The 15,345-nt window shown below is 59.1% G+C and carries 27 protein-coding genes; 15 read left to right on the forward strand and 12 right to left on the reverse strand.

The annotated features are described in order from the left end of the window. Positions 1-3: 3 nt before the first annotated feature. From ACIPZB_RS21785 to ACIPZB_RS21810, 6 genes are all read right to left on the reverse strand, one after another. Positions 4-567: a siphovirus Gp157 family protein gene (locus tag ACIPZB_RS21785; RefSeq protein WP_400642585.1), complete on the reverse strand. Its 564-nt coding sequence runs from the start codon at positions 565-567 to the stop codon at positions 4-6. After that, positions 564-1,295, reverse strand: coding sequence for a hypothetical protein (locus ACIPZB_RS21790; RefSeq protein WP_400642586.1), 732 nt, complete (start codon positions 1,293-1,295; stop codon positions 564-566). The genes ACIPZB_RS21785 and ACIPZB_RS21790 overlap by 4 nt, the downstream gene beginning before the upstream one ends. A 286-nt stretch (positions 1,296-1,581) precedes the next feature. Beyond that, entirely contained in the window at positions 1,582-1,752 is a 171-nt protein-coding gene (locus tag ACIPZB_RS21795; RefSeq protein WP_008100344.1) for a hypothetical protein, read from the reverse strand. Next, positions 1,749-1,940 carry a hypothetical protein gene (locus ACIPZB_RS21800; protein ID WP_008100343.1) on the reverse strand — a complete coding sequence of 64 codons (192 nt, stop codon included), beginning with the start codon at positions 1,938-1,940 and terminating at the stop codon, positions 1,749-1,751. The genes ACIPZB_RS21795 and ACIPZB_RS21800 overlap by 4 nt, the downstream gene beginning before the upstream one ends. After that, the gene (locus tag ACIPZB_RS21805) at positions 1,937-2,353 is read right to left on the reverse strand and encodes a hypothetical protein (protein WP_400642587.1); all 417 of its coding nucleotides are present in this window, start codon (positions 2,351-2,353) and stop codon (positions 1,937-1,939) included. The genes ACIPZB_RS21800 and ACIPZB_RS21805 overlap by 4 nt, the downstream gene beginning before the upstream one ends. 127 nt (positions 2,354-2,480) lie before the next feature. Continuing rightward, entirely contained in the window at positions 2,481-2,783 is a 303-nt protein-coding gene (locus tag ACIPZB_RS21810; protein WP_400642588.1) for a hypothetical protein, read from the reverse strand. Positions 2,784-3,158: 375 nt separating this feature from the next. Between ACIPZB_RS21810 and ACIPZB_RS21815 the strand changes: the two genes are divergently transcribed. Next, the gene (locus tag ACIPZB_RS21815) at positions 3,159-3,485 is read left to right on the forward strand and encodes a DUF1654 domain-containing protein (protein WP_400642589.1); all 327 of its coding nucleotides are present in this window, start codon (positions 3,159-3,161) and stop codon (positions 3,483-3,485) included. Between the two features lie 47 nt (positions 3,486-3,532). Here ACIPZB_RS21815 and ACIPZB_RS21820 read toward each other — a convergent pair whose 3' ends face one another. The 3 genes from ACIPZB_RS21820 to ACIPZB_RS21830 all read right to left on the reverse strand — a co-directional run bounded on the left by ACIPZB_RS21820 (position 3,533) and on the right by ACIPZB_RS21830 (position 5,167). Next, complete coding sequence (locus tag ACIPZB_RS21820) at positions 3,533-3,937, reverse strand: hypothetical protein (protein ID WP_400642590.1); 405 nt, start codon at positions 3,935-3,937, stop codon at positions 3,533-3,535. Then, positions 3,934-4,245, reverse strand: a complete 312-nt coding sequence (locus ACIPZB_RS21825) for a hypothetical protein (protein ID WP_400642591.1) — start codon at positions 4,243-4,245, stop codon at positions 3,934-3,936. Before ACIPZB_RS21825 ends, ACIPZB_RS21820 begins: the two co-directional genes overlap by 4 nt. A 79-nt stretch (positions 4,246-4,324) precedes the next feature. Further along, the gene (locus ACIPZB_RS21830; RefSeq protein WP_400642639.1) at positions 4,325-5,167 is read right to left on the reverse strand and encodes a helix-turn-helix transcriptional regulator; all 843 of its coding nucleotides are present in this window, start codon (positions 5,165-5,167) and stop codon (positions 4,325-4,327) included. A gap of 113 nt (positions 5,168-5,280) precedes the next feature. Here ACIPZB_RS21830 and ACIPZB_RS21835 point away from each other — a divergent pair, with 113 nt between their 5' ends. The 9 genes from ACIPZB_RS21835 to ACIPZB_RS21875 all read left to right on the forward strand — a co-directional run bounded on the left by ACIPZB_RS21835 (position 5,281) and on the right by ACIPZB_RS21875 (position 10,121). Further along, complete coding sequence (locus ACIPZB_RS21835; protein ID WP_400642592.1) at positions 5,281-5,517, forward strand: hypothetical protein; 237 nt, start codon at positions 5,281-5,283, stop codon at positions 5,515-5,517. Between the two features lie 32 nt (positions 5,518-5,549). Continuing rightward, a complete protein-coding gene (locus ACIPZB_RS21840; protein WP_400642593.1) occupies positions 5,550-5,750 on the forward strand; it encodes a hypothetical protein in 201 nt (66 codons plus the stop codon). A gap of 316 nt (positions 5,751-6,066) precedes the next feature. After that, on the forward strand, positions 6,067-6,810 hold the full coding sequence (locus ACIPZB_RS21845; RefSeq protein WP_400642594.1) for a phage antirepressor KilAC domain-containing protein: 744 nt from the start codon (positions 6,067-6,069) through the stop codon (positions 6,808-6,810). After that, positions 6,810-7,616 (forward strand): hypothetical protein, encoded by an 807-nt coding sequence (locus ACIPZB_RS21850; protein ID WP_400642595.1) that lies wholly within the window; start codon positions 6,810-6,812, stop codon positions 7,614-7,616. Before ACIPZB_RS21845 ends, ACIPZB_RS21850 begins: the two co-directional genes overlap by 1 nt. Next, positions 7,606-8,412 carry an ATP-binding protein gene (locus ACIPZB_RS21855; RefSeq protein WP_400642596.1) on the forward strand — a complete coding sequence of 269 codons (807 nt, stop codon included), beginning with the start codon at positions 7,606-7,608 and terminating at the stop codon, positions 8,410-8,412. The genes ACIPZB_RS21850 and ACIPZB_RS21855 overlap by 11 nt, the downstream gene beginning before the upstream one ends. After that, positions 8,412-8,810, forward strand: a complete 399-nt coding sequence (locus ACIPZB_RS21860; protein ID WP_400642597.1) for a recombination protein NinB — start codon at positions 8,412-8,414, stop codon at positions 8,808-8,810. Before ACIPZB_RS21855 ends, ACIPZB_RS21860 begins: the two co-directional genes overlap by 1 nt. Next, positions 8,810-9,412: a recombination protein NinG gene (locus tag ACIPZB_RS21865; protein ID WP_400642598.1), complete on the forward strand. Its 603-nt coding sequence runs from the start codon at positions 8,810-8,812 to the stop codon at positions 9,410-9,412. The genes ACIPZB_RS21860 and ACIPZB_RS21865 overlap by 1 nt, the downstream gene beginning before the upstream one ends. Further along, positions 9,409-9,540 (forward strand): hypothetical protein, encoded by a 132-nt coding sequence (locus tag ACIPZB_RS21870; RefSeq protein WP_400642599.1) that lies wholly within the window; start codon positions 9,409-9,411, stop codon positions 9,538-9,540. Before ACIPZB_RS21865 ends, ACIPZB_RS21870 begins: the two co-directional genes overlap by 4 nt. Further along, positions 9,531-10,121: a hypothetical protein gene (locus tag ACIPZB_RS21875; RefSeq protein WP_400642600.1), complete on the forward strand. Its 591-nt coding sequence runs from the start codon at positions 9,531-9,533 to the stop codon at positions 10,119-10,121. The genes ACIPZB_RS21870 and ACIPZB_RS21875 overlap by 10 nt, the downstream gene beginning before the upstream one ends. 150 nt (positions 10,122-10,271) lie before the next feature. Here ACIPZB_RS21875 and ACIPZB_RS21880 read toward each other — a convergent pair whose 3' ends face one another. Beyond that, the gene (locus tag ACIPZB_RS21880; protein WP_400642601.1) at positions 10,272-10,796 is read right to left on the reverse strand and encodes a DUF6998 domain-containing protein; all 525 of its coding nucleotides are present in this window, start codon (positions 10,794-10,796) and stop codon (positions 10,272-10,274) included. A gap of 202 nt (positions 10,797-10,998) precedes the next feature. Between ACIPZB_RS21880 and ACIPZB_RS21885 the strand changes: the two genes are divergently transcribed. After that, positions 10,999-11,310, forward strand: coding sequence for a peptidase M48, Ste24p (locus ACIPZB_RS21885; RefSeq protein ID WP_400642602.1), 312 nt, complete (start codon positions 10,999-11,001; stop codon positions 11,308-11,310). After that, the gene (locus ACIPZB_RS21890; RefSeq protein ID WP_400642603.1) at positions 11,310-11,579 is read left to right on the forward strand and encodes a hypothetical protein; all 270 of its coding nucleotides are present in this window, start codon (positions 11,310-11,312) and stop codon (positions 11,577-11,579) included. The genes ACIPZB_RS21885 and ACIPZB_RS21890 overlap by 1 nt, the downstream gene beginning before the upstream one ends. Before the next feature lie 175 nt (positions 11,580-11,754). Here ACIPZB_RS21890 and ACIPZB_RS21895 read toward each other — a convergent pair whose 3' ends face one another. Both ACIPZB_RS21895 and ACIPZB_RS21900 read right to left on the reverse strand, forming a co-directional pair. Then, positions 11,755-12,015 carry a helix-hairpin-helix domain-containing protein gene (locus ACIPZB_RS21895; RefSeq protein WP_400642604.1) on the reverse strand — a complete coding sequence of 87 codons (261 nt, stop codon included), beginning with the start codon at positions 12,013-12,015 and terminating at the stop codon, positions 11,755-11,757. A 416-nt stretch (positions 12,016-12,431) separates the two neighbouring features. Then, entirely contained in the window at positions 12,432-12,884 is a 453-nt protein-coding gene (locus ACIPZB_RS21900; protein WP_400642605.1) for a hypothetical protein, read from the reverse strand. 80 nt (positions 12,885-12,964) lie between these two features. Between ACIPZB_RS21900 and ACIPZB_RS21905 the strand changes: the two genes are divergently transcribed. From ACIPZB_RS21905 to ACIPZB_RS21915, 3 genes are read left to right on the forward strand one after another with little or no spacing between them, the layout of a single operon-like run. Next, complete coding sequence (locus ACIPZB_RS21905) at positions 12,965-13,561, forward strand: putative metallopeptidase (protein WP_400642606.1); 597 nt, start codon at positions 12,965-12,967, stop codon at positions 13,559-13,561. A gap of 30 nt (positions 13,562-13,591) precedes the next feature. After that, complete coding sequence (locus ACIPZB_RS21910) at positions 13,592-14,053, forward strand: DUF2280 domain-containing protein (RefSeq protein WP_400642607.1); 462 nt, start codon at positions 13,592-13,594, stop codon at positions 14,051-14,053. Next, positions 14,040-15,341 carry a terminase large subunit domain-containing protein gene (locus ACIPZB_RS21915; protein ID WP_400642608.1) on the forward strand — a complete coding sequence of 434 codons (1,302 nt, stop codon included), beginning with the start codon at positions 14,040-14,042 and terminating at the stop codon, positions 15,339-15,341. The genes ACIPZB_RS21910 and ACIPZB_RS21915 overlap by 14 nt, the downstream gene beginning before the upstream one ends. Positions 15,342-15,345 lie beyond the last annotated feature (4 nt).

Here is a 15,345-nt window from a genome sequence, read left to right on the forward strand (position 1 = left end):
ACCTCACTTGATGCGAATCGAGCTCTCGCCGCGCTCCAGGTGCGCCCAGGCTGGCTCGGGTCTCAGTTCGTGTTCGCAGCCTTCGCCAGCGGCCATGCGCTTGCGGACGGCGTCGTTGTGCTCGCGGTTGGCCTTGAGCTTGGCGGCGATAGCGTTCTTGTCCGGAGCGATCTTGGTCACCACCGAAGTCAGCTCATCCGGTACCGCCTGCTCGTTGTCGACGATCACCTTTTCCTTACCGGTGACCAGGCTGATGGTGAACAGAGGACGCTTGATCGACTTGATGTTGGCGGCGTCCATGTTCCGACGCAGGTAGTCAGTGATCGCCGTGACGCTGTTGGTCTTGATGCGCTTGAGCTCGCTCAGGCGATCGATCTCGGCGTCGATGGCGCCGATGTCGCCCTCAATGTTTCGCCGCAGCATGACGATGTTGTCGGCCTTCACATCGAACTCACCCTGGATGCCAGCCATGGTGTCCTGAATTGCCTGCTTCAGGCCTTCATCATCGGTGTCGCACATGGCGGCCAGTTCGGCCATTTGCCCGGTGAGCGCGTAGAGTTGGGTCATGCTGCTGCCTCCTGAGGTTTGCCCGACTCGAGGTTCTTCAGCTCGAGCGAGATCCGCGCCGCGCCTTTCTCATCCTTGCGGCCAATGAGCTTGCGCACCGCGTGGTCGTGGATCTTCTTGCGCTCATGCGGCGTAACGGCCTTCTGCATGGTCTCGATCGTGTCCTTGATGAAGTCCAGGCGCTCCTGCTGCTGCCGATCGATCTCTGCCTGCCGGTCCTCTGCCTGCTCGATCGCCTGGTCAGCTTGGAGCTGCTGGACGTAGTTCACGTCGTCGAACATGCCCAGGAACACGTCAGCGCTGAAGCCGAGCATGGAAAGGGCCTTCTTGATGGCGTCGGTCAGCGACTTCTTCGGCGCCTCGCCGTCGGTGGTGGTGCCGTACTTCGACTTGTAGAGGTATTGGGTGCACCCGTACTGCTCGATCTCGCCGCGCTGGCCATCGAGCACAAACCAGAAGTTGATCTTGATGGTGTGGTTGAGCTCGTGGCCCAGGCTGACGCGCTTGTCGCCTTCACCGCTGAACATCTCGGCGCCCTTGTCAAAGCGCTCCTCGACCACATTCCAGCCAAAGCCGATACCGGCCGGCCCGAATACCTCGGTGGCCTTCATAATCATGGCGGTGCCGTTCAGGCTGGTGATCTGCTGGCCGCCGACCTTGGCGTCCTTGGTGAATCGGGTGTCGGTCGTCTGGACCTTCTCCCAGATGCGCAAGTTGGTAGTGGACATTGGAAAACCTCGCGCCAGGCCGGCGCCGTCAGTGGAGTAGGGGAAATGCCAGGTCACCCAGGACTGGAGGTATTGCCCAGGCCCTGGCTGCGGTGGATGGTTGCGCGCTCTCGCCGCTTACGCTCCCGAAGGGGTACGGTTATCCCGAAGGCCCGCCGTGCTCGGGTGTGAATTCAGGAAGTGATGGTGCCGGCCAGGGCGCTTAGGAGGAGCCAGCCGGTGCAGAAGGTGAGGGCGATGAACGAGCCGCGCCAGGTAGCGATGCGGCGGGCGCGCTGGTAGCCGGTCATGGCCGAGGCCTCACAGCGATGCGCCCGGCCTTGATGGCGGCTACGAGCTTGGGCGGCAGGGAAGAGACAGGAACCTCGCGCGGTAGCCCTGCGCCGATGATGGCCAGGCTGCGCTCGATCTGCTCAAGCTGCTCGTCGATCAGGGACTTAACCGGTGCAGTGCTCATGCAACCTCCTTGCGCCCACCAACGATCTTGTTGAGGCGCCCGCAGTAGTGGTTGAACTCTTCGATGGTGATGCGCTGGTCGGCCATCATTTCGGTGAGCTGCTTCTGGATCATCACGGACCAGCTCACCGGAGTGGATGGATCGGCCAAGGCATCCAGCTCGTTGTCGAGCAGGACATGCGGGCTCATAGACCGGCCTCGTCAGCCTCATGCCTCAGGCCCTGCTCGACGTACTGGTCGAGCATGCCCTCGGCTATCTCGTACAGCTTGCCGTTGACGTGATCGCTCGTACCGACGATGTCCTCGACCATGCTTTTCACCGGTCCGCCGGCCTTCGCCTGGAGCAGGAGGAGGGCGAGGGCGGTGATGTCGTCCTGCTCGGCTTCCTGCAGCGACCGCAGGTGCTCGGCGACCTTGGCCACGAACTCATCCTGGCGAACCCCAACCGGGCCGCCGAAGCGCTGCGGGATCAGAACGTCGCAGCCGCCCACCAGGGCCTCGGCGTTGCTCTCGATCCAGTTCTGAGCCGCTGCCTGATACGCAGAATCATCGTCAGGCTCGGCATAGTCATACCGCCATTGTGCTGCTCGAAGTGCGCCCATGGCGTCCTCCTGTTGGGTTGTGCGGCCGCATTGGTCAGGAGCCAGGCGCGGGTGACCAAACCCACCGTGAAGGTGGCCTGGCGCCTGCCAATGCGGTCGATGTGAAGGGAAGGGGATGCAGCAGGATTCAATCGACGCTGATTTTTCCGCCGCCAGGCTTTGCGATGGTCTTGAGCATCTCGCGCTGAAGTTCGCCGATAGCCCAGGCGGCGGCCATCACAGCCACGTCACGGCACATCGCGCCTTTCACGTCGAAACCCTCAACGCTGATGCCTTCCTTGGTGATGCTCACGCGCCCGAATTTTCGGATCTTCATCTCATCGTCAGTTGCGTACATGGCTTCCTCCAGAGTTGATTCCCAAAGCACCCGGTCGCCCAGGTGCTTCAGTGAATCGTTCTGTCCCATTACCGCCGGGATGGCGGGGCGCATTGCATGCCCGGGTCGTTCTCTCAGTTAGGGCGTTTCACCTTCGTCAGCCGTACAGGGTGATCCCTGTCGTGGGCAGCCTTTCGGGGCTGTCTGGCGCCGGTCGCCGGTAGAGGCAATGCGGTCTGTTGGTTGTTGCGCTGGTTGTTAAAGAGCGGTGGCCTTTGAGGGCCTCTGCAGTCCCAGGTGAGTGACTGCTTGAAATGAAATTTAGCCAAGCGCTAAAGCTGCGTCAATAGCTGTGAGCTAAATTATTTTCGCTGGGCGACAAATTACCGCAGAGCGAAAATTTTCAGAGGCAGGGCTTTACGCGAGATTTAGCACTGAGATATGCTTCCCAAATCACTGTACGAATATACAGCATTCTAGGAGGGAGCCATGGAAAAGCGGAACAAAGTCGCATCCAATCAGCGTCATGAAATGACCGGTCTAGAGCGCCTAGGGCTGCGCGTTTCGTCGATGATCAATCATCCGATCGCGCAGATGCAGCGCTGGGTTACGATCCATCGCTTAGACACGGATGGCGAAGCAGAGTGGGAGGAGGTGATGGGATTGCTGGCCGAAACGCCAGAGCTGGACCTGACTTTCAACGACGACGAAAGCGTGACGGTTCGGTGGGAGCCGCAGAGCGCCGACGATCGAGACGACCTGATTGTGGATAAGGATTGCGAAGCGGAGAAACTGGAAGAGGAGGCGCCTTTCTGACAGGCATAAAAAGCCCGCTTTGCTGCGGGCCTCACACTTAATGCTGGTTAGTGACCGACAAATTTTGCTGCAGTGAAAGCCAAGCCAGCTAACGCGGCAGCAACACCGATGAATTTCCATGTCTGATCGTTGAGCGATTTCTGAAATGCTACCGCCAGATCCTGAATGTCCTTGCTACTCGCACGGACAAACCCGTTGAGGTCGTCTTTGGTAGCGATTGCGGCTAGGTCCGTTTTCGTTGCCATGGACGACTCTATGGAGTCGAGTCGCATCTCAATACGAACAAGCCTCTCCCGTAAGTCAGGAATTGCTTTTTCCAGTGCTGCAACGCGGGCGTCCAAGTGATCTCCTCCAGGTGGTTCTCCCCCGCCAGTGTAGCTTCCATCGCCGCGATTCCCATTTTTTCCGCCGTTAATGCCGAAAAGGGAGGGCTTTCGATCTCCGCCGCTCATTGATGATCCTTGTTCTGAAGCCAATCTAAAAGCGTGCTGCCGATGGTGAGCCGCATGTTTCCACACTTGTTGCAATGGATAGCAAAGGCTAAGGCGAAGGCAGTATCCCTGTTGAATGCGGGAAGGCGGAGCGATACTGGTCCTTCGCCATCGCCGATATGAGTCCATTCATTAGACCCACAATTATCACACGGATGTTCAGTTCCCATTTCAGCGTAGAAGGCATCGAGCTCATCAAATGTGACTGCTCTTAGCCGCGCTAGCTGTTTCGTTTCGGCCGTTTGTTCAGTGATCTGTTCATCGGTCATTTCTTACTCCACACCGTGTAGCTATAAGGCCGATCACGTTAAAAAATGATGAGCCTGTGAAAGCGTTGTAGATGCTTGGCTAAACCAAATGCGCGTTCCACACCAGCAGCACCCTGGCTTGGATGTATGTCATATCCCGGCGGATCAGCCGGTCCTTGTGCCTGGTGTTATCCGAGATCATCTCAAAATGGTCTTCATCAGCTACCTGCAGGCGCTTGATGTAGATGTGGTCATCCCAGTAGAAGAGGTAGATCCCATCGCCCACGAACTCGCGGACGTTGATGTTCACGATCAGCGGGTCGCGGTGCTTGATCGTGGGCTCCATAGACTGGCCCCAGCCGGTAACCACCTTCAGGTGGTAGTGCTCTTCGAACTCAACGCCTAACTCGCGGAGATGGCTCGGGCTGATTCGGACGTCCTTGAGTAGCTCAGGGAAGTCGTGGGCGTTCTGACCCCCGCCCATTGCCGCCCTGACGTCGTAGTGAGCGATCCACACCTCATCCCCAACCAGTCCCGGCCGATCGAAGTCGGCTTTCACTACACCGCTTTCGCCTGCTTCGGCTGTAGTAGCAGGTTCTTCCGCGGCAGCTAGAAGCCTTTGGCGCGTTTCCTCAGGAATGCCTTTTCCGCTTTTGGCCAGCATCTGTTTAACCAGCTCGGCAGCTGAAAGCTTGCTGTCCACAGCTTCGACTTGTGGCTGGAGATCGTCGCTCGCTGGAATCGAATCAAACCAACCCCGCGGCAACCCCTCGACCTCCTCGATTCTCCGGGCAACGTCATCGCCCAGGTTCTTCGCCGTCTTGTCCGAAAGGATCTGGCTAAGGTGCGCAGGCGCCATCCCCCAACGCTCAGCGCAGGATCCCTTTCTCTGGCTGCCGATCAGCTTGACCAGGTTGTGCTTGCGAATCTCATAGATATCCATGACGCGAAGAATGCCAGTGTTTAGCTCGGTGCTAAATGTGCGCAAAGCTAAATTCTCCTTGCCTGAATATTAGCCATAAGCTAAATTTCGCCCTATATGTAAGGAGAACCCACATGAATGATCACCTCCGTGATTGGTTGGGCAGGGCCACAAATGAACGACGCCAGCAGGTAGCTGCTGAAGCGAGGACCACCGTCGGCCATCTGTGGCAGCTCGCAGGTGGTCATCGGAAGGCCTCCACCGAACTCGCCGAACGACTTCAGGACGCCTCAAACGGCGAAATCACCATCGCCGGGCTGCGTCCCGACCTGATTCCGTTTGCACGTAAAGCGCTCAAGGGCGCTGCGTAACCAATTCCATAGCCGCAAGGAGCTACCCAAGCATGTACACAGACCCCAGCCAGAAGCGCGACATTCCGGTCAAGGTTCGTTTCGAGCCAGTCCTTGACCGAATCCTTCGGAAGGCTGCGAGCAGAACCCGCATGCAGCACGCCACGTATCTGTACGAAATCATCGAGTGGGCCGTCGAAAACGGCGTGATCGAGGAGCTGATGCAGCCCAAGAAACAAGATATCGCGGGCTGAGGCCCCTTTGGAGGGCCGAATGTTTTTTGAAATGAGCAAGTTGTCGCCTGGCGCCAGACGACGGATCGAGGCCCTGATGAGGGCCAATGAATGGACCCTCGAAACAGCGCTGAACGAGATGGCATTGGAAGCCGTCTCGGCTGGAGCTACATCCGCCGCCGGGCGGAGGAAAGCCAAGGTGCTACAGCTGGTGCCCCTAAAAAGGGCCTCAGAGAGGGACTCTTCAGGGTAGGGCAGAGGCCCTCTCTGAATTACAGGCACAAAAAAGCCGGGATAGCGGCCCGGCTCTCTGCAACACAAAACTCTGAGGTGAATTATGCATATGCAGACCCAAAGTGTACAGGCCCTCTCAAGGGTCGCGCCACAAAATGCGAACCACGATTCCGTGGCGCGCACGATGTCATCCCGCGAGATCGCGGAGCTGACCGGCAAGCGTCATCCGGACGTGAAGCGCGACATCCAGGTAATGGCTGATGACCTTCACGAAGATGTGAGCAGTTTTGCGCGCATCTACCTGGACAGCATGAACCGCCAGCAGACTGAGTACCTGCTGGATCGTGAGCACACCGACTGCCTACTGACTGGCTACAGCGCCGCGATGCGCATGGCGGTAATCAAGCGTTGGTGCGAGCTGGAGGAGGGCGCTGGTAGGGTGATCGCAACCTTGCCCGATTTCTCCAATCCTGCCGCCGCGGCCCGGGCCTGGGCTGAGCAGTATGAGCAACGCCAGGTCGCCCAGCAGGCCCTGGCCATCGCTGCACCTAAGGTGGAGTTTGTCGACAAGTACGTAGACTCGACCGGCCTCAAAGGCTTCCGCCAAACAGCCAAGCTGCTGAGGGCCAATGAGGCCCGCTTCCGCGAGTTCTTGCTCGACAAGAAGATCATGTACCGCATGGGCGGCGAGTGGCAGGCCTACCAGCAACATATCGATGCTGGCCGTTTCGACATCAAGACCGGTACCAGCGAAAGCGGTCACGCCTTCAATCAAGCCAAGTTCACCCCCAAGGGCGTCACCTGGGTGGCTGGCCTGTGGGCGCAGTACAACCTGGAGGTCGAATGATGGCCCGCTCAAGAAACATCAAGCCAGGGTTCTTCTCGAACGAACACCTGGCAGAGCTCGATTTTGCTACACGCCTACTGTTCATCGGCCTCTGGACCGAGGCTGACAGGGAAGGGCGCCTCGAGGATCGTCCCCGGCGCCTGAAGATGGCCCTGTTCCCCGCTGACAACGTGGACATCGATCGCATGCTCGATGACCTGGATCATTTGGGGTTCATCAAGCGTTACACCGTTGGCGACGTGAAGGCCATTCAGGTCATCAATTGGTCGAAGCACCAGAACCCGCACGTCAAGGAGGCCAAAAGCACCGTCCCTGAAATGCCCGTATTAGACGCATGCCAGGGAAAGCATGAGGAAAGCACCGTGCAAGCACCAGACTCGCACAGTTCTTTCCCTGCTGATTCCCTCTCTCTTGATTCCGGATTCCTGATTCCTGATTCCCTCAACCCGTCGCCCGCGCCGGTCGATTCCGCCGAGCTGTTCGCGCGGTTCTGGAAGCTGTATCCGCGCAAGGTTGGGAAGGACAAGGCCGAGAAGGCCTGGGCAAAGCTCAAGCTCACTGCGGACCTGTTCGACACCATCGTCACCGCCCTGGCCAAGCACCGACAGTTGCCCGGCTGGACCAAGGACAGCGGCCAGTTCATCCCGCATGCAGCCACCTGGCTCAACGGGAAGCGCTGGGAGGACGAGGTCGAGGTTCCTGCTGACAACGTCCACCATCTGCCCACCAGCCGCCACCACGGCTTTGCTGATCGCGACTACACCGCAGGCCTGAAGCAACGGGAGGACGGCAGCTATGCGCTCTGAAAAAGTCGTCCAGATCGATCAAGGCGCGGTCGTTGCCCGCATCCAGCCAGCCGAGTGCGAGAAGCACGGCGCCTTCGAGCAGAAGGTCACCATCCTGCTGGGCAAGGCTCTGCGCAGCCACTGCCCTGAATGCGCTCGCATCGCCAAGAAGGAGCGCGAGGCGCGCGCAGATGCTGAGCAGGCCCTGTACGTGCGCCTGGCGATCTCCCGCAAGCTGGGTGACTCGCTGATTCCGAAACGCTTTGCCGACCGCTCGCTGGCGAACTACAAGGCCGAGCAGAAGGGCCAGGCCGAGGCGCTGCGCTTCTGCCGCCACTACGTGAAGACCTTCGACCAGATCGCCGAGACCGGCCGGTGCATGGTCCTGCTGGGCAAGCCTGGTACCGGCAAGACCCACCTGGGCGCCGGCATGGCCAACGACCTGATGCGCAGCACGTCGCATTCGGCTGTGTACCGCACTGTCGGCTCGATCCTGCAAGCCATCCGTGCCACCTACGACCGCTCCACTGAGGCAACTGAGGCCAGCATTCTGGCCAGCCTGATCGAGCCATCCCTGTTGGTGCTGGACGAGGTAGGCGTGAGCAAGGAGCAGCCCAGCGACTTCGAACTGACGACCCTGTTCGCGATCATCAATGGCCGCTACGAGCAGGTTAAGCCAACCGTGGTGATCTCCAACCTGGACGGCAGCCAGCTCCCGATGGCCATGGGTGAGCGCTGCGTCGACCGCCTGCGCGAGGGCGGAATGATCGTGGTCCCGTTCGAATGGGAATCGCACCGCGGCAAGGAGGGTGTGTGATGACCGAGTACGCCATCCGCTGCACCCAGGACCTCAACCGGGTATACGGCGCCCTGCACGGGATCGACCTGACCAAGCCCAAGGTCATCGTGATCAAGGACGAGAAGCGCCCCGACGTCTGCAACCGGAAGATGTGGGCCATGCTCCGCGACGTCTCCCAGCAGGTGGAGTGGTACGGCCGCAAGCTCACCGACGAGGACTGGAAGCACATTTTCAGTGCGGCGGTGCAGAAGCAGGACGCGGTACCCGGGATCGATGGCGGCTTCGTCGTGCTGGGCGTCCCGACCCGAAAGCAGTCGCAAAAGTGGTTCAGCGATTTGTTCGAAGTGATGCATGCCTTCGGCGCCGAGCATGGCGTGCGCTGGACCGAGCCTGATCGGTGGGGAGGGCGGTACTGATGCTTGCCAGGGAGATCAAGCCGAAAAAGTGCCAGGCACGAGGTTGCGGTCAGCGCTTCAAGCCTGCCAGGACCACGCAGAAGGTTTGCAGCATCGCCTGTGCGCTGGCCATGTCGAAGGATTCGAAGGTGCAGAAGGTGGCTGCCAAAGCCATCACCCAGCAGAACCGCAAGGACACCCAGGAGCGCCGGGAGAAGCTGAAGACCCGTCGCGAGCACATGGCCGAGGCGCAGACCGCATTCAACGCGTACATCCGCGAGCGCGACGCCGGCCTGGCGTGCATCAGCTGCGATTCGCGGCCAAGCGATCACGACCTCATCACCGGGAGCCGCTGGGACGCCGGTCATTACCGGTCGGTGGCTGCCTGCCCAGAGCTGCGTTTCGAGCCGCTGAACGTCCACCGGCAATGCGTGAAGTGCAACCGAAACCTGTCGGGTAACGCTGTCGAGTACCGGATCCGGCTGGTGAAGCGCATCGGCGCCGACCAGGTGGACTGGCTCGAAGGGCCTCATAAGCCCCAGCGCCTGACCATCGAAGGCCTGCAGGCCATCAAGGCCACCTACAGGCAAAAACTCAAAGACCTACGGAGGGCAGCAGCATGAACTGGACACCAATCGACAGCGGCCAGCTGCTGCTTCTGGCCATGGCAGTCTTCGGTGGCTATTCCATCGTCCTGGGGATGGTCGTCAAGGCTAAGCGCAACCGCGAGGAGGGCGGCCCATGCAACTGAGCAGCGCAAGGAAGGCGTGGCATGACGCTCTCTACATCCCGCGGGACAGCCAGGGTGCGGTGATGCAGGAGATGGGCCTGCTGGGCCGCATGATCCAGAAGACCGACAAGCAGCGGAAGGCCGGCCACCAGGCTCACCAGGCGATCGCCGGCCGCATCCAGCAGGCGATCGACACGCTCCCGGCCCACCTGAAGGCGTTCGGCAACCACATGTACAGTCCGATGGCCACGGCAGACGATGCCGATGACGCGCACCAGGCGGTGTTCAACGTGGCCTATGCCGCTGGCCCGCGCATGTACGCCAAGAAGTTCGAGAAGGCGCACCTGGTCGCACTGGGCGTGCTTTACCGATACCGCCGTATGCACCAGGGAGGACAAAGCGAAGGGATTGATCCAAGCCCGACGCCTGAGGGCTTCCGCGAGTGGCTACTGCGCATGCTGGGTTTGGAGTTGAGCAGCGTGGCCTGGGCCCGGGAATGGGAGGGGTTCATCGAGGCCTGCTTTGCTGCCTGTAACGACCTCGACAGAGACGCATTGGTGCCCGTGGCGAGGGCGATTTCAGTGATGCGAGAAGTAGCTTGAAATCGCATCGTTATAACGTATTGACAAAATGCACGGCTGGCTGTAACTTTTCCCCATCGTGACAATTTTGCCTTTGCCAAACATCACCAAAGAGCCCGGCCTTAGCGCTGGGCTTTTTTGTCTCAGCCGAAATTAGCAGGGCGTGAACAATCAACCGTCTTCCCGCATGGCGCTTTCAATGTGGAGCGGCAGATCGTTGATGTAGTCGCTCAGTTCCGTCCGCAAATTGCGGATGCGGCTGTCGGACAGCAACGCGCCGCGAATGTGCAGGATATGGCCGTTCACATGCTGCCTGAACGAGCTGTACTCCCTGATTACTGAATGCGGTATCGATACAGCTTCGACCACCTCGTATGATTCGTTGAAAATTACTGCCACGAGTTCGTCGAAGTCGTTCTTGTCCAAGTTGCGTATAACGCCAAGCTGCCTGGACTTGTTGTCTGCGGTTACCCGGCGCGCTTTGATCTGTATCTTCTTGCCTGCATCCGTCTCTGCGTCATGACCCGCTGACGAGTTTTTGGCAAGCTTCATCGATAGAGCCGAAGCAACCAGCCATTCGGCATAGTCGCCGGTAGGGTTGTTCTTGGTTCTGAGAATTCCGCGGTTTTTGAGCTCGTCGATGACATCGGACTGGAGCTTCAGCAGGTCCTTGATTTCCATGCTGGCAAGATTCATTCGCTATTCCTTCAGGGTCTTTGTGATGGCGAACAGGATCATCTAGCTCACTTGCCAAACCCTTCACTGGTCGCTTTCAGCCCCGGCTGTCTCCAGCGCCACTACTAGGACAGGGCAACGGTGCGGGGCTAACTTCTCCAACCCAATTCTGCCCGGTCCCTCATTAGGGCCTCAAGCGGACCTTTTCTTCCAGGAACCATCTATGGCCGAACCAGCAAGCACGACTGCCGGCGTCTTGCTGGTGAAGTACGGCGTGATCATTGGTGGATTCGCAGGGGCGATACTCTCGCTGACCTTCCTGCGAGGCCTCACTCGGGGCCAGGCTGTAGCGGCCTTCTTCACCGGTTTCGCGTCCGCAATATTCTGCACCCCGCTAGCCATCAGCTACTTCAACCTCGGCACAAGTGGAGAAACCCAATACGGCGTGGCCTTCCTGATAGGCCTTCTGGCAATGAACATCATCCCGGTGCTTAAGTCGCTTGTGGGTCAGTTCGGAGCCAAAGGAGCTACCTGATGAGCTCGACCCTGATTTCCATCCTGATCGGCGCCAATGCGTTCCTGAGCGTGCTGGTGGTGATCGCGGCTTGTGACTATCTTCGGCGCATACGCCCGATGGATCACCCGCTGCTGGCCGTGGCGTTCTACCTGGTCGCCATTGGTGCGTTCGGTTCGTTCGTCCTGGCCATGAACGCGCATGTGCCCACTTTATACGGCGTGCTCCTCAAGCTGGGCATCGTCCTGTATGCGGTTGCCCGGCGGGGGCATGTGTTTCAAGCCAAGTAGCGCGCCACAGATTCAAGATGTGCCATTTCGTGGCGCGGAGACTTCCATGGCGAATATCACTAGCCTGCACCATGCCTTGCCGATACTGGCCTAAGTGGTCACCGTAACCAATGATTTCGAATGATGGTGGCATTGCTGTACGGGCATGCGCATGCAGAGACGCACAGGATGGTGGTCAAGTGACGATGTTCTGTTCATCGAATACGGAGCGTTTCGCAAGATCGACAGCGGCGCTGATGGCTGCTCGAGCTTGAGGGCTGTTTCTCCAGCATGTCGATCCCAATGCAGCGGATGCTCGAGCGAGGATGTCAGTGACGTTGGCCCTGCTCAGCTCCGACAACGATTCGATACCCATCTGTTCAAGCCTGGTAATGACGGTAGGGCCAACGCCCTTGAGCTCAAGTAGTGCAGCGCGTTCCTTCGGTGGAAATGGCATTTGTGAAATCCTTTTCTGATCAATGGAGCTTTTGAAGATTGCCCTATATTGGTGGTCGCCGCATGTAGGTTATAGCTTTGGAAGCGATCATACCGGCACCGGCTACTGCTTGTTCTTTTTGTCGCACTCGGCCTGGGCCTCTTCGCGATTCTTGAACACGCTCGGGAGCCTGCGGTTTTCTATCGTATCGAGAGTGTGATAGCCACGAGCTTTCCAGTGTGGCACCTCGGAAATATCGAAATCCCTCACACCCTCAAGGGGCCGAGCATTAACGACGATGAACCGATCTTGCATATCGGAATTCCGTCTGAATGTTCCATAACCAGTACTGACCCCTTTTTACCGTTTCAAGTTTCAGGGACAGCCATGACAGCCATGACAACCAAGCAACCCGACTGGGAGGCGATCGAACGTGCCTAGCAGTCAGATTTATCGTTGGGGTTGGCGTTCACGGAGAGTATTCGCGAAGATATTCGCTGATCCTTGGCGGCAATTGCGTCTATAAGGTCGAACACCCTAGTTGCATCGGCAAACACGTTGTCTCGACTCAAGGGTAAGCCGAATTCATCAAAGTCAGGCCACGGCGACTCGTCAGAATCCAGCACTGTGTAGCTGATTGACTCTGCTCCCACTTTTCCAGCAAGTGTTGCTATTCCGGGAACAAGAAGGCCGTCTTCAAATCGGGCTACAGCCAAATAGAAACGATCATGACCGTCTGCCCACTCATACCAGTAGGCTGCGATTTCTGTATGGTCGGATTCAAGCCATCCCATGCCAGAATAGACCCTAGAATTGCAGCATCCGCAGATTGCTTCGGTCTCAACTCCTTCGGGAGTTGCGTAGGTTGACTCCATAAGAGTTTGGTTCATTTAGACGCTCCAGTGTTGGAAGCGTCTAATACCGGCAACACGCCATCATTTCAAGTGCGGGGGACCTAATGAGCAGACCGATGCCTCCGGCCGACCTGCTCGAATCGCTCTGGTTGACCCTGCGTCCAGCAACAGGTGTGTGGGACTGGGTGCAAAGCGAGATCCTTGCAGTCACCGGCAGCATCCATAACCCCGAGCACGCCCATCTGATTGACGCCCACGTCGGCGTGCTGTGGGCATCCAGCGGGTTCGCCAAGCAGGGGCGGGTTGTTCTTGGTCAGGCCGAGCAGCTGATGTTCCGCGCTGGCGGATGGCAGAAGGCCCGGCAAGAGCAGCAGATGCGGGACTGGTTCGGAGAAGAGCCTTCGTTTCTCATTACTCTAGCGGGCGACTACTGCGCCCAGTGCTCTGACACCGAGTTCTGCGCCTTGGTCGAGCACGAGCTGTACCACATCGCCCAGGTGAACGATGAGTACGGCGCACCCAAGTTCACCCAAGACGGTCTTCCCAAGCTCTACCTGCGCGGCCATGACGTCGAAGAGTTCGTCGGGGTGGTGAGGCGCTACGGTGCCAGCGAAGACGTTCAGCAGCTGATCGACGCTGCAAGCCGGCCGCCTGAGGTGGCCAAGATCAACATTTCGAGGGCCTGCGGAACCTGCCTGCTCAAGTCGGCCTGATTTTGACGGGTCCTGACGGATGACAACTATATGGCAGCACTACGAAGCGAGGTCAAAGCCTTCATTGTTCAGGCTCTGGCCTGCTTCGATACGCCTTCTCAGGTGGCGGAGGCTGTCAAGAAGGAATTCGGCCTGGATGTGAGCCGGCAGACGTGCGAGGGGCACGACCCCACGAAGTACGCCGGTCGCGGCCTGGCCAAGCGCTGGGCTGACCTGTTCCATGCCTGTCGTGAGCGGTTCACTGCCGAAACGGCCGACATTCCCATCGCGCATCGTGCCTTCCGCCTCCGCGCCCTCGGCAGGATGGCCGAGAAGGCCGAGAGCATGAAGAACATGGCCCTGACTGCCCAGCTGCTGGAGCAGGCGGCCAAAGAGGTCGGCGACGTCTACGTGAATCGCCAGACCAAGAACGAGAATCCTCACGACAACGTGCCGCCTATCAGGGTGCAGGTCGACGTGGTGGACGCGAGGAAGCCTGATGCCGTCGCTTAACGTGCCTCAGGCCAACTTCCTGCGCATGGAGAACAAGTTCCGCGGCTTCGTGGCCGGGTTCGGTTCCGGCAAGACCTGGGTGGGCTGCGCGGCACTGTGCAAGCACGTATGGGAGTGGCCCCGGATCGACTCCGGCTATTTCGCCCCGACCTACCCGCAGATCCGCGACATCTTCTTCCCGACCATTGAGGAGGTCGCCTTCGACTGGGGCCTGAAGGTCAAGACGAAGGAGAGCGACAAGGAGGTCGAGTTCTACAGCGGCGGCCAGTATCGCAGTACAACCATCTGCCGCTCGATGGAGAAGCCGCAGACCATCGTCGGCTTCAAAATCGGGCACGCCCTAGTCGATGAACTCGATGTTCTGCCCGCGCTGAAGGCTGAGCACGCCTGGCGCAAGATCATTGCCCGGATGCGCTACAACGTGCCCGGGCTGAAGAATGGCGTGGACGTGACCACCACCCCCGAGGGGGTCAAGTTCGTCTACCAGCAGTTCGTGAAACAGCTGCGTGAGAAGCCGGCACTGCAGGGCATGTACGGCCTGGTGCAGGCCAGCACGTTCGACAACGAACTGAACCTGCCGCCGGATTACATTCCATCGCTGATGGAGTCATACCCGGCCCAGCTGATCATGGCTTACCTGAACGGCCAGTTCGTCAACCTCAATGCTGGCTCGATCTACCACGCTTACGACCGCAAGCTGAATACCTGCTTCGATACGGTCGAGGCTGGCGAGCCGCTGTTCATCGGCATGGACTTCAACGTCGGCAAGATGGCGGCGATCACGCACGTCAAGCGCGCAGACGGCAAGCCTAGGGCAGTGGATGAGCTGATCGATGGCTTCGACACCCCGGACATGATCCGGCGCATCAAGGAACGCTACTGGCGGCACAACGGCCGGGATTTCGAGAAAACCTGCGAGATCAGGATCTACCCGGACGCCTCGGGCGGGTCGCGTAAGTCGGTGAATGCCAGCGAGACGGACATTGCCATCTTGCGGCAGGCCGGCTTCAGCGTGATCGCGCCCGACGCCAACCCGCCGGTCAAGGACCGCATCAACGCCATGAACGCGATGTTCTGCAATGCCAATGGCGAGCGGCGTTATCTGATCAACCCGCTGCGCTGCCCGACCTATGCGGACGGACTGGAGCAGCAGGTATGGGCGCCCAATGGCGAGCCTGACAAGAAATCAGGTGTCGATCACGCGAACGACGCCGGCGGCTATTTCATCCATCTCGACTATCCGATCAGCAGGCCGGTCACTCACGTGCCGATCTCGTTCACTTTCTGAGGCC

Origin of the sequence: Pseudomonas sp. NPDC089396, from assembly GCF_044749545.1 — a bacterium.
In the GTDB taxonomy this organism is placed as follows: Bacteria; Pseudomonadota; Gammaproteobacteria; order Pseudomonadales; family Pseudomonadaceae; genus Aquipseudomonas.

Excerpts from the sequence above, each read along its gene's own strand:
- ACIPZB_RS21785 (WP_400642585.1), bottom strand. The coding sequence starts at position 567 with ATGACCCAACTCTACGCGCTCACCGGGCAAATGGCCGAACTGGCCGCC.
- ACIPZB_RS21790 (WP_400642586.1), bottom strand. The coding sequence starts at position 1,295 with ATGTCCACTACCAACTTGCGCATCTGGGAGAAGGTCCAGACGACCGAC.
- ACIPZB_RS21795 (WP_008100344.1), bottom strand. The coding sequence starts at position 1,752 with ATGAGCACTGCACCGGTTAAGTCCCTGATCGACGAGCAGCTTGAGCAG.
- ACIPZB_RS21800 (WP_008100343.1), bottom strand. The coding sequence starts at position 1,940 with ATGAGCCCGCATGTCCTGCTCGACAACGAGCTGGATGCCTTGGCCGAT.
- ACIPZB_RS21805 (WP_400642587.1), bottom strand. The coding sequence starts at position 2,353 with ATGGGCGCACTTCGAGCAGCACAATGGCGGTATGACTATGCCGAGCCT.
- ACIPZB_RS21810 (WP_400642588.1), bottom strand. The coding sequence starts at position 2,783 with ATGCGCCCCGCCATCCCGGCGGTAATGGGACAGAACGATTCACTGAAG.
- ACIPZB_RS21815 (WP_400642589.1), top strand. The coding sequence starts at position 3,159 with ATGGAAAAGCGGAACAAAGTCGCATCCAATCAGCGTCATGAAATGACC.
- ACIPZB_RS21820 (WP_400642590.1), bottom strand. The coding sequence starts at position 3,937 with ATGAGCGGCGGAGATCGAAAGCCCTCCCTTTTCGGCATTAACGGCGGA.
- ACIPZB_RS21825 (WP_400642591.1), bottom strand. The coding sequence starts at position 4,245 with ATGACCGATGAACAGATCACTGAACAAACGGCCGAAACGAAACAGCTA.
- ACIPZB_RS21830 (WP_400642639.1), bottom strand. The coding sequence starts at position 5,167 with ATGGATATCTATGAGATTCGCAAGCACAACCTGGTCAAGCTGATCGGC.
- ACIPZB_RS21835 (WP_400642592.1), top strand. The coding sequence starts at position 5,281 with ATGAATGATCACCTCCGTGATTGGTTGGGCAGGGCCACAAATGAACGA.
- ACIPZB_RS21840 (WP_400642593.1), top strand. The coding sequence starts at position 5,550 with ATGTACACAGACCCCAGCCAGAAGCGCGACATTCCGGTCAAGGTTCGT.
- ACIPZB_RS21845 (WP_400642594.1), top strand. The coding sequence starts at position 6,067 with ATGCATATGCAGACCCAAAGTGTACAGGCCCTCTCAAGGGTCGCGCCA.
- ACIPZB_RS21850 (WP_400642595.1), top strand. The coding sequence starts at position 6,810 with ATGGCCCGCTCAAGAAACATCAAGCCAGGGTTCTTCTCGAACGAACAC.
- ACIPZB_RS21855 (WP_400642596.1), top strand. The coding sequence starts at position 7,606 with ATGCGCTCTGAAAAAGTCGTCCAGATCGATCAAGGCGCGGTCGTTGCC.
- ACIPZB_RS21860 (WP_400642597.1), top strand. The coding sequence starts at position 8,412 with ATGACCGAGTACGCCATCCGCTGCACCCAGGACCTCAACCGGGTATAC.
- ACIPZB_RS21865 (WP_400642598.1), top strand. The coding sequence starts at position 8,810 with ATGCTTGCCAGGGAGATCAAGCCGAAAAAGTGCCAGGCACGAGGTTGC.
- ACIPZB_RS21870 (WP_400642599.1), top strand. The coding sequence starts at position 9,409 with ATGAACTGGACACCAATCGACAGCGGCCAGCTGCTGCTTCTGGCCATG.
- ACIPZB_RS21875 (WP_400642600.1), top strand. The coding sequence starts at position 9,531 with ATGCAACTGAGCAGCGCAAGGAAGGCGTGGCATGACGCTCTCTACATC.
- ACIPZB_RS21880 (WP_400642601.1), bottom strand. The coding sequence starts at position 10,796 with ATGAATCTTGCCAGCATGGAAATCAAGGACCTGCTGAAGCTCCAGTCC.
- ACIPZB_RS21885 (WP_400642602.1), top strand. The coding sequence starts at position 10,999 with ATGGCCGAACCAGCAAGCACGACTGCCGGCGTCTTGCTGGTGAAGTAC.
- ACIPZB_RS21890 (WP_400642603.1), top strand. The coding sequence starts at position 11,310 with ATGAGCTCGACCCTGATTTCCATCCTGATCGGCGCCAATGCGTTCCTG.
- ACIPZB_RS21895 (WP_400642604.1), bottom strand. The coding sequence starts at position 12,015 with ATGCCATTTCCACCGAAGGAACGCGCTGCACTACTTGAGCTCAAGGGC.
- ACIPZB_RS21900 (WP_400642605.1), bottom strand. The coding sequence starts at position 12,884 with ATGAACCAAACTCTTATGGAGTCAACCTACGCAACTCCCGAAGGAGTT.
- ACIPZB_RS21905 (WP_400642606.1), top strand. The coding sequence starts at position 12,965 with ATGCCTCCGGCCGACCTGCTCGAATCGCTCTGGTTGACCCTGCGTCCA.
- ACIPZB_RS21910 (WP_400642607.1), top strand. The coding sequence starts at position 13,592 with ATGGCAGCACTACGAAGCGAGGTCAAAGCCTTCATTGTTCAGGCTCTG.
- ACIPZB_RS21915 (WP_400642608.1), top strand. The coding sequence starts at position 14,040 with ATGCCGTCGCTTAACGTGCCTCAGGCCAACTTCCTGCGCATGGAGAAC.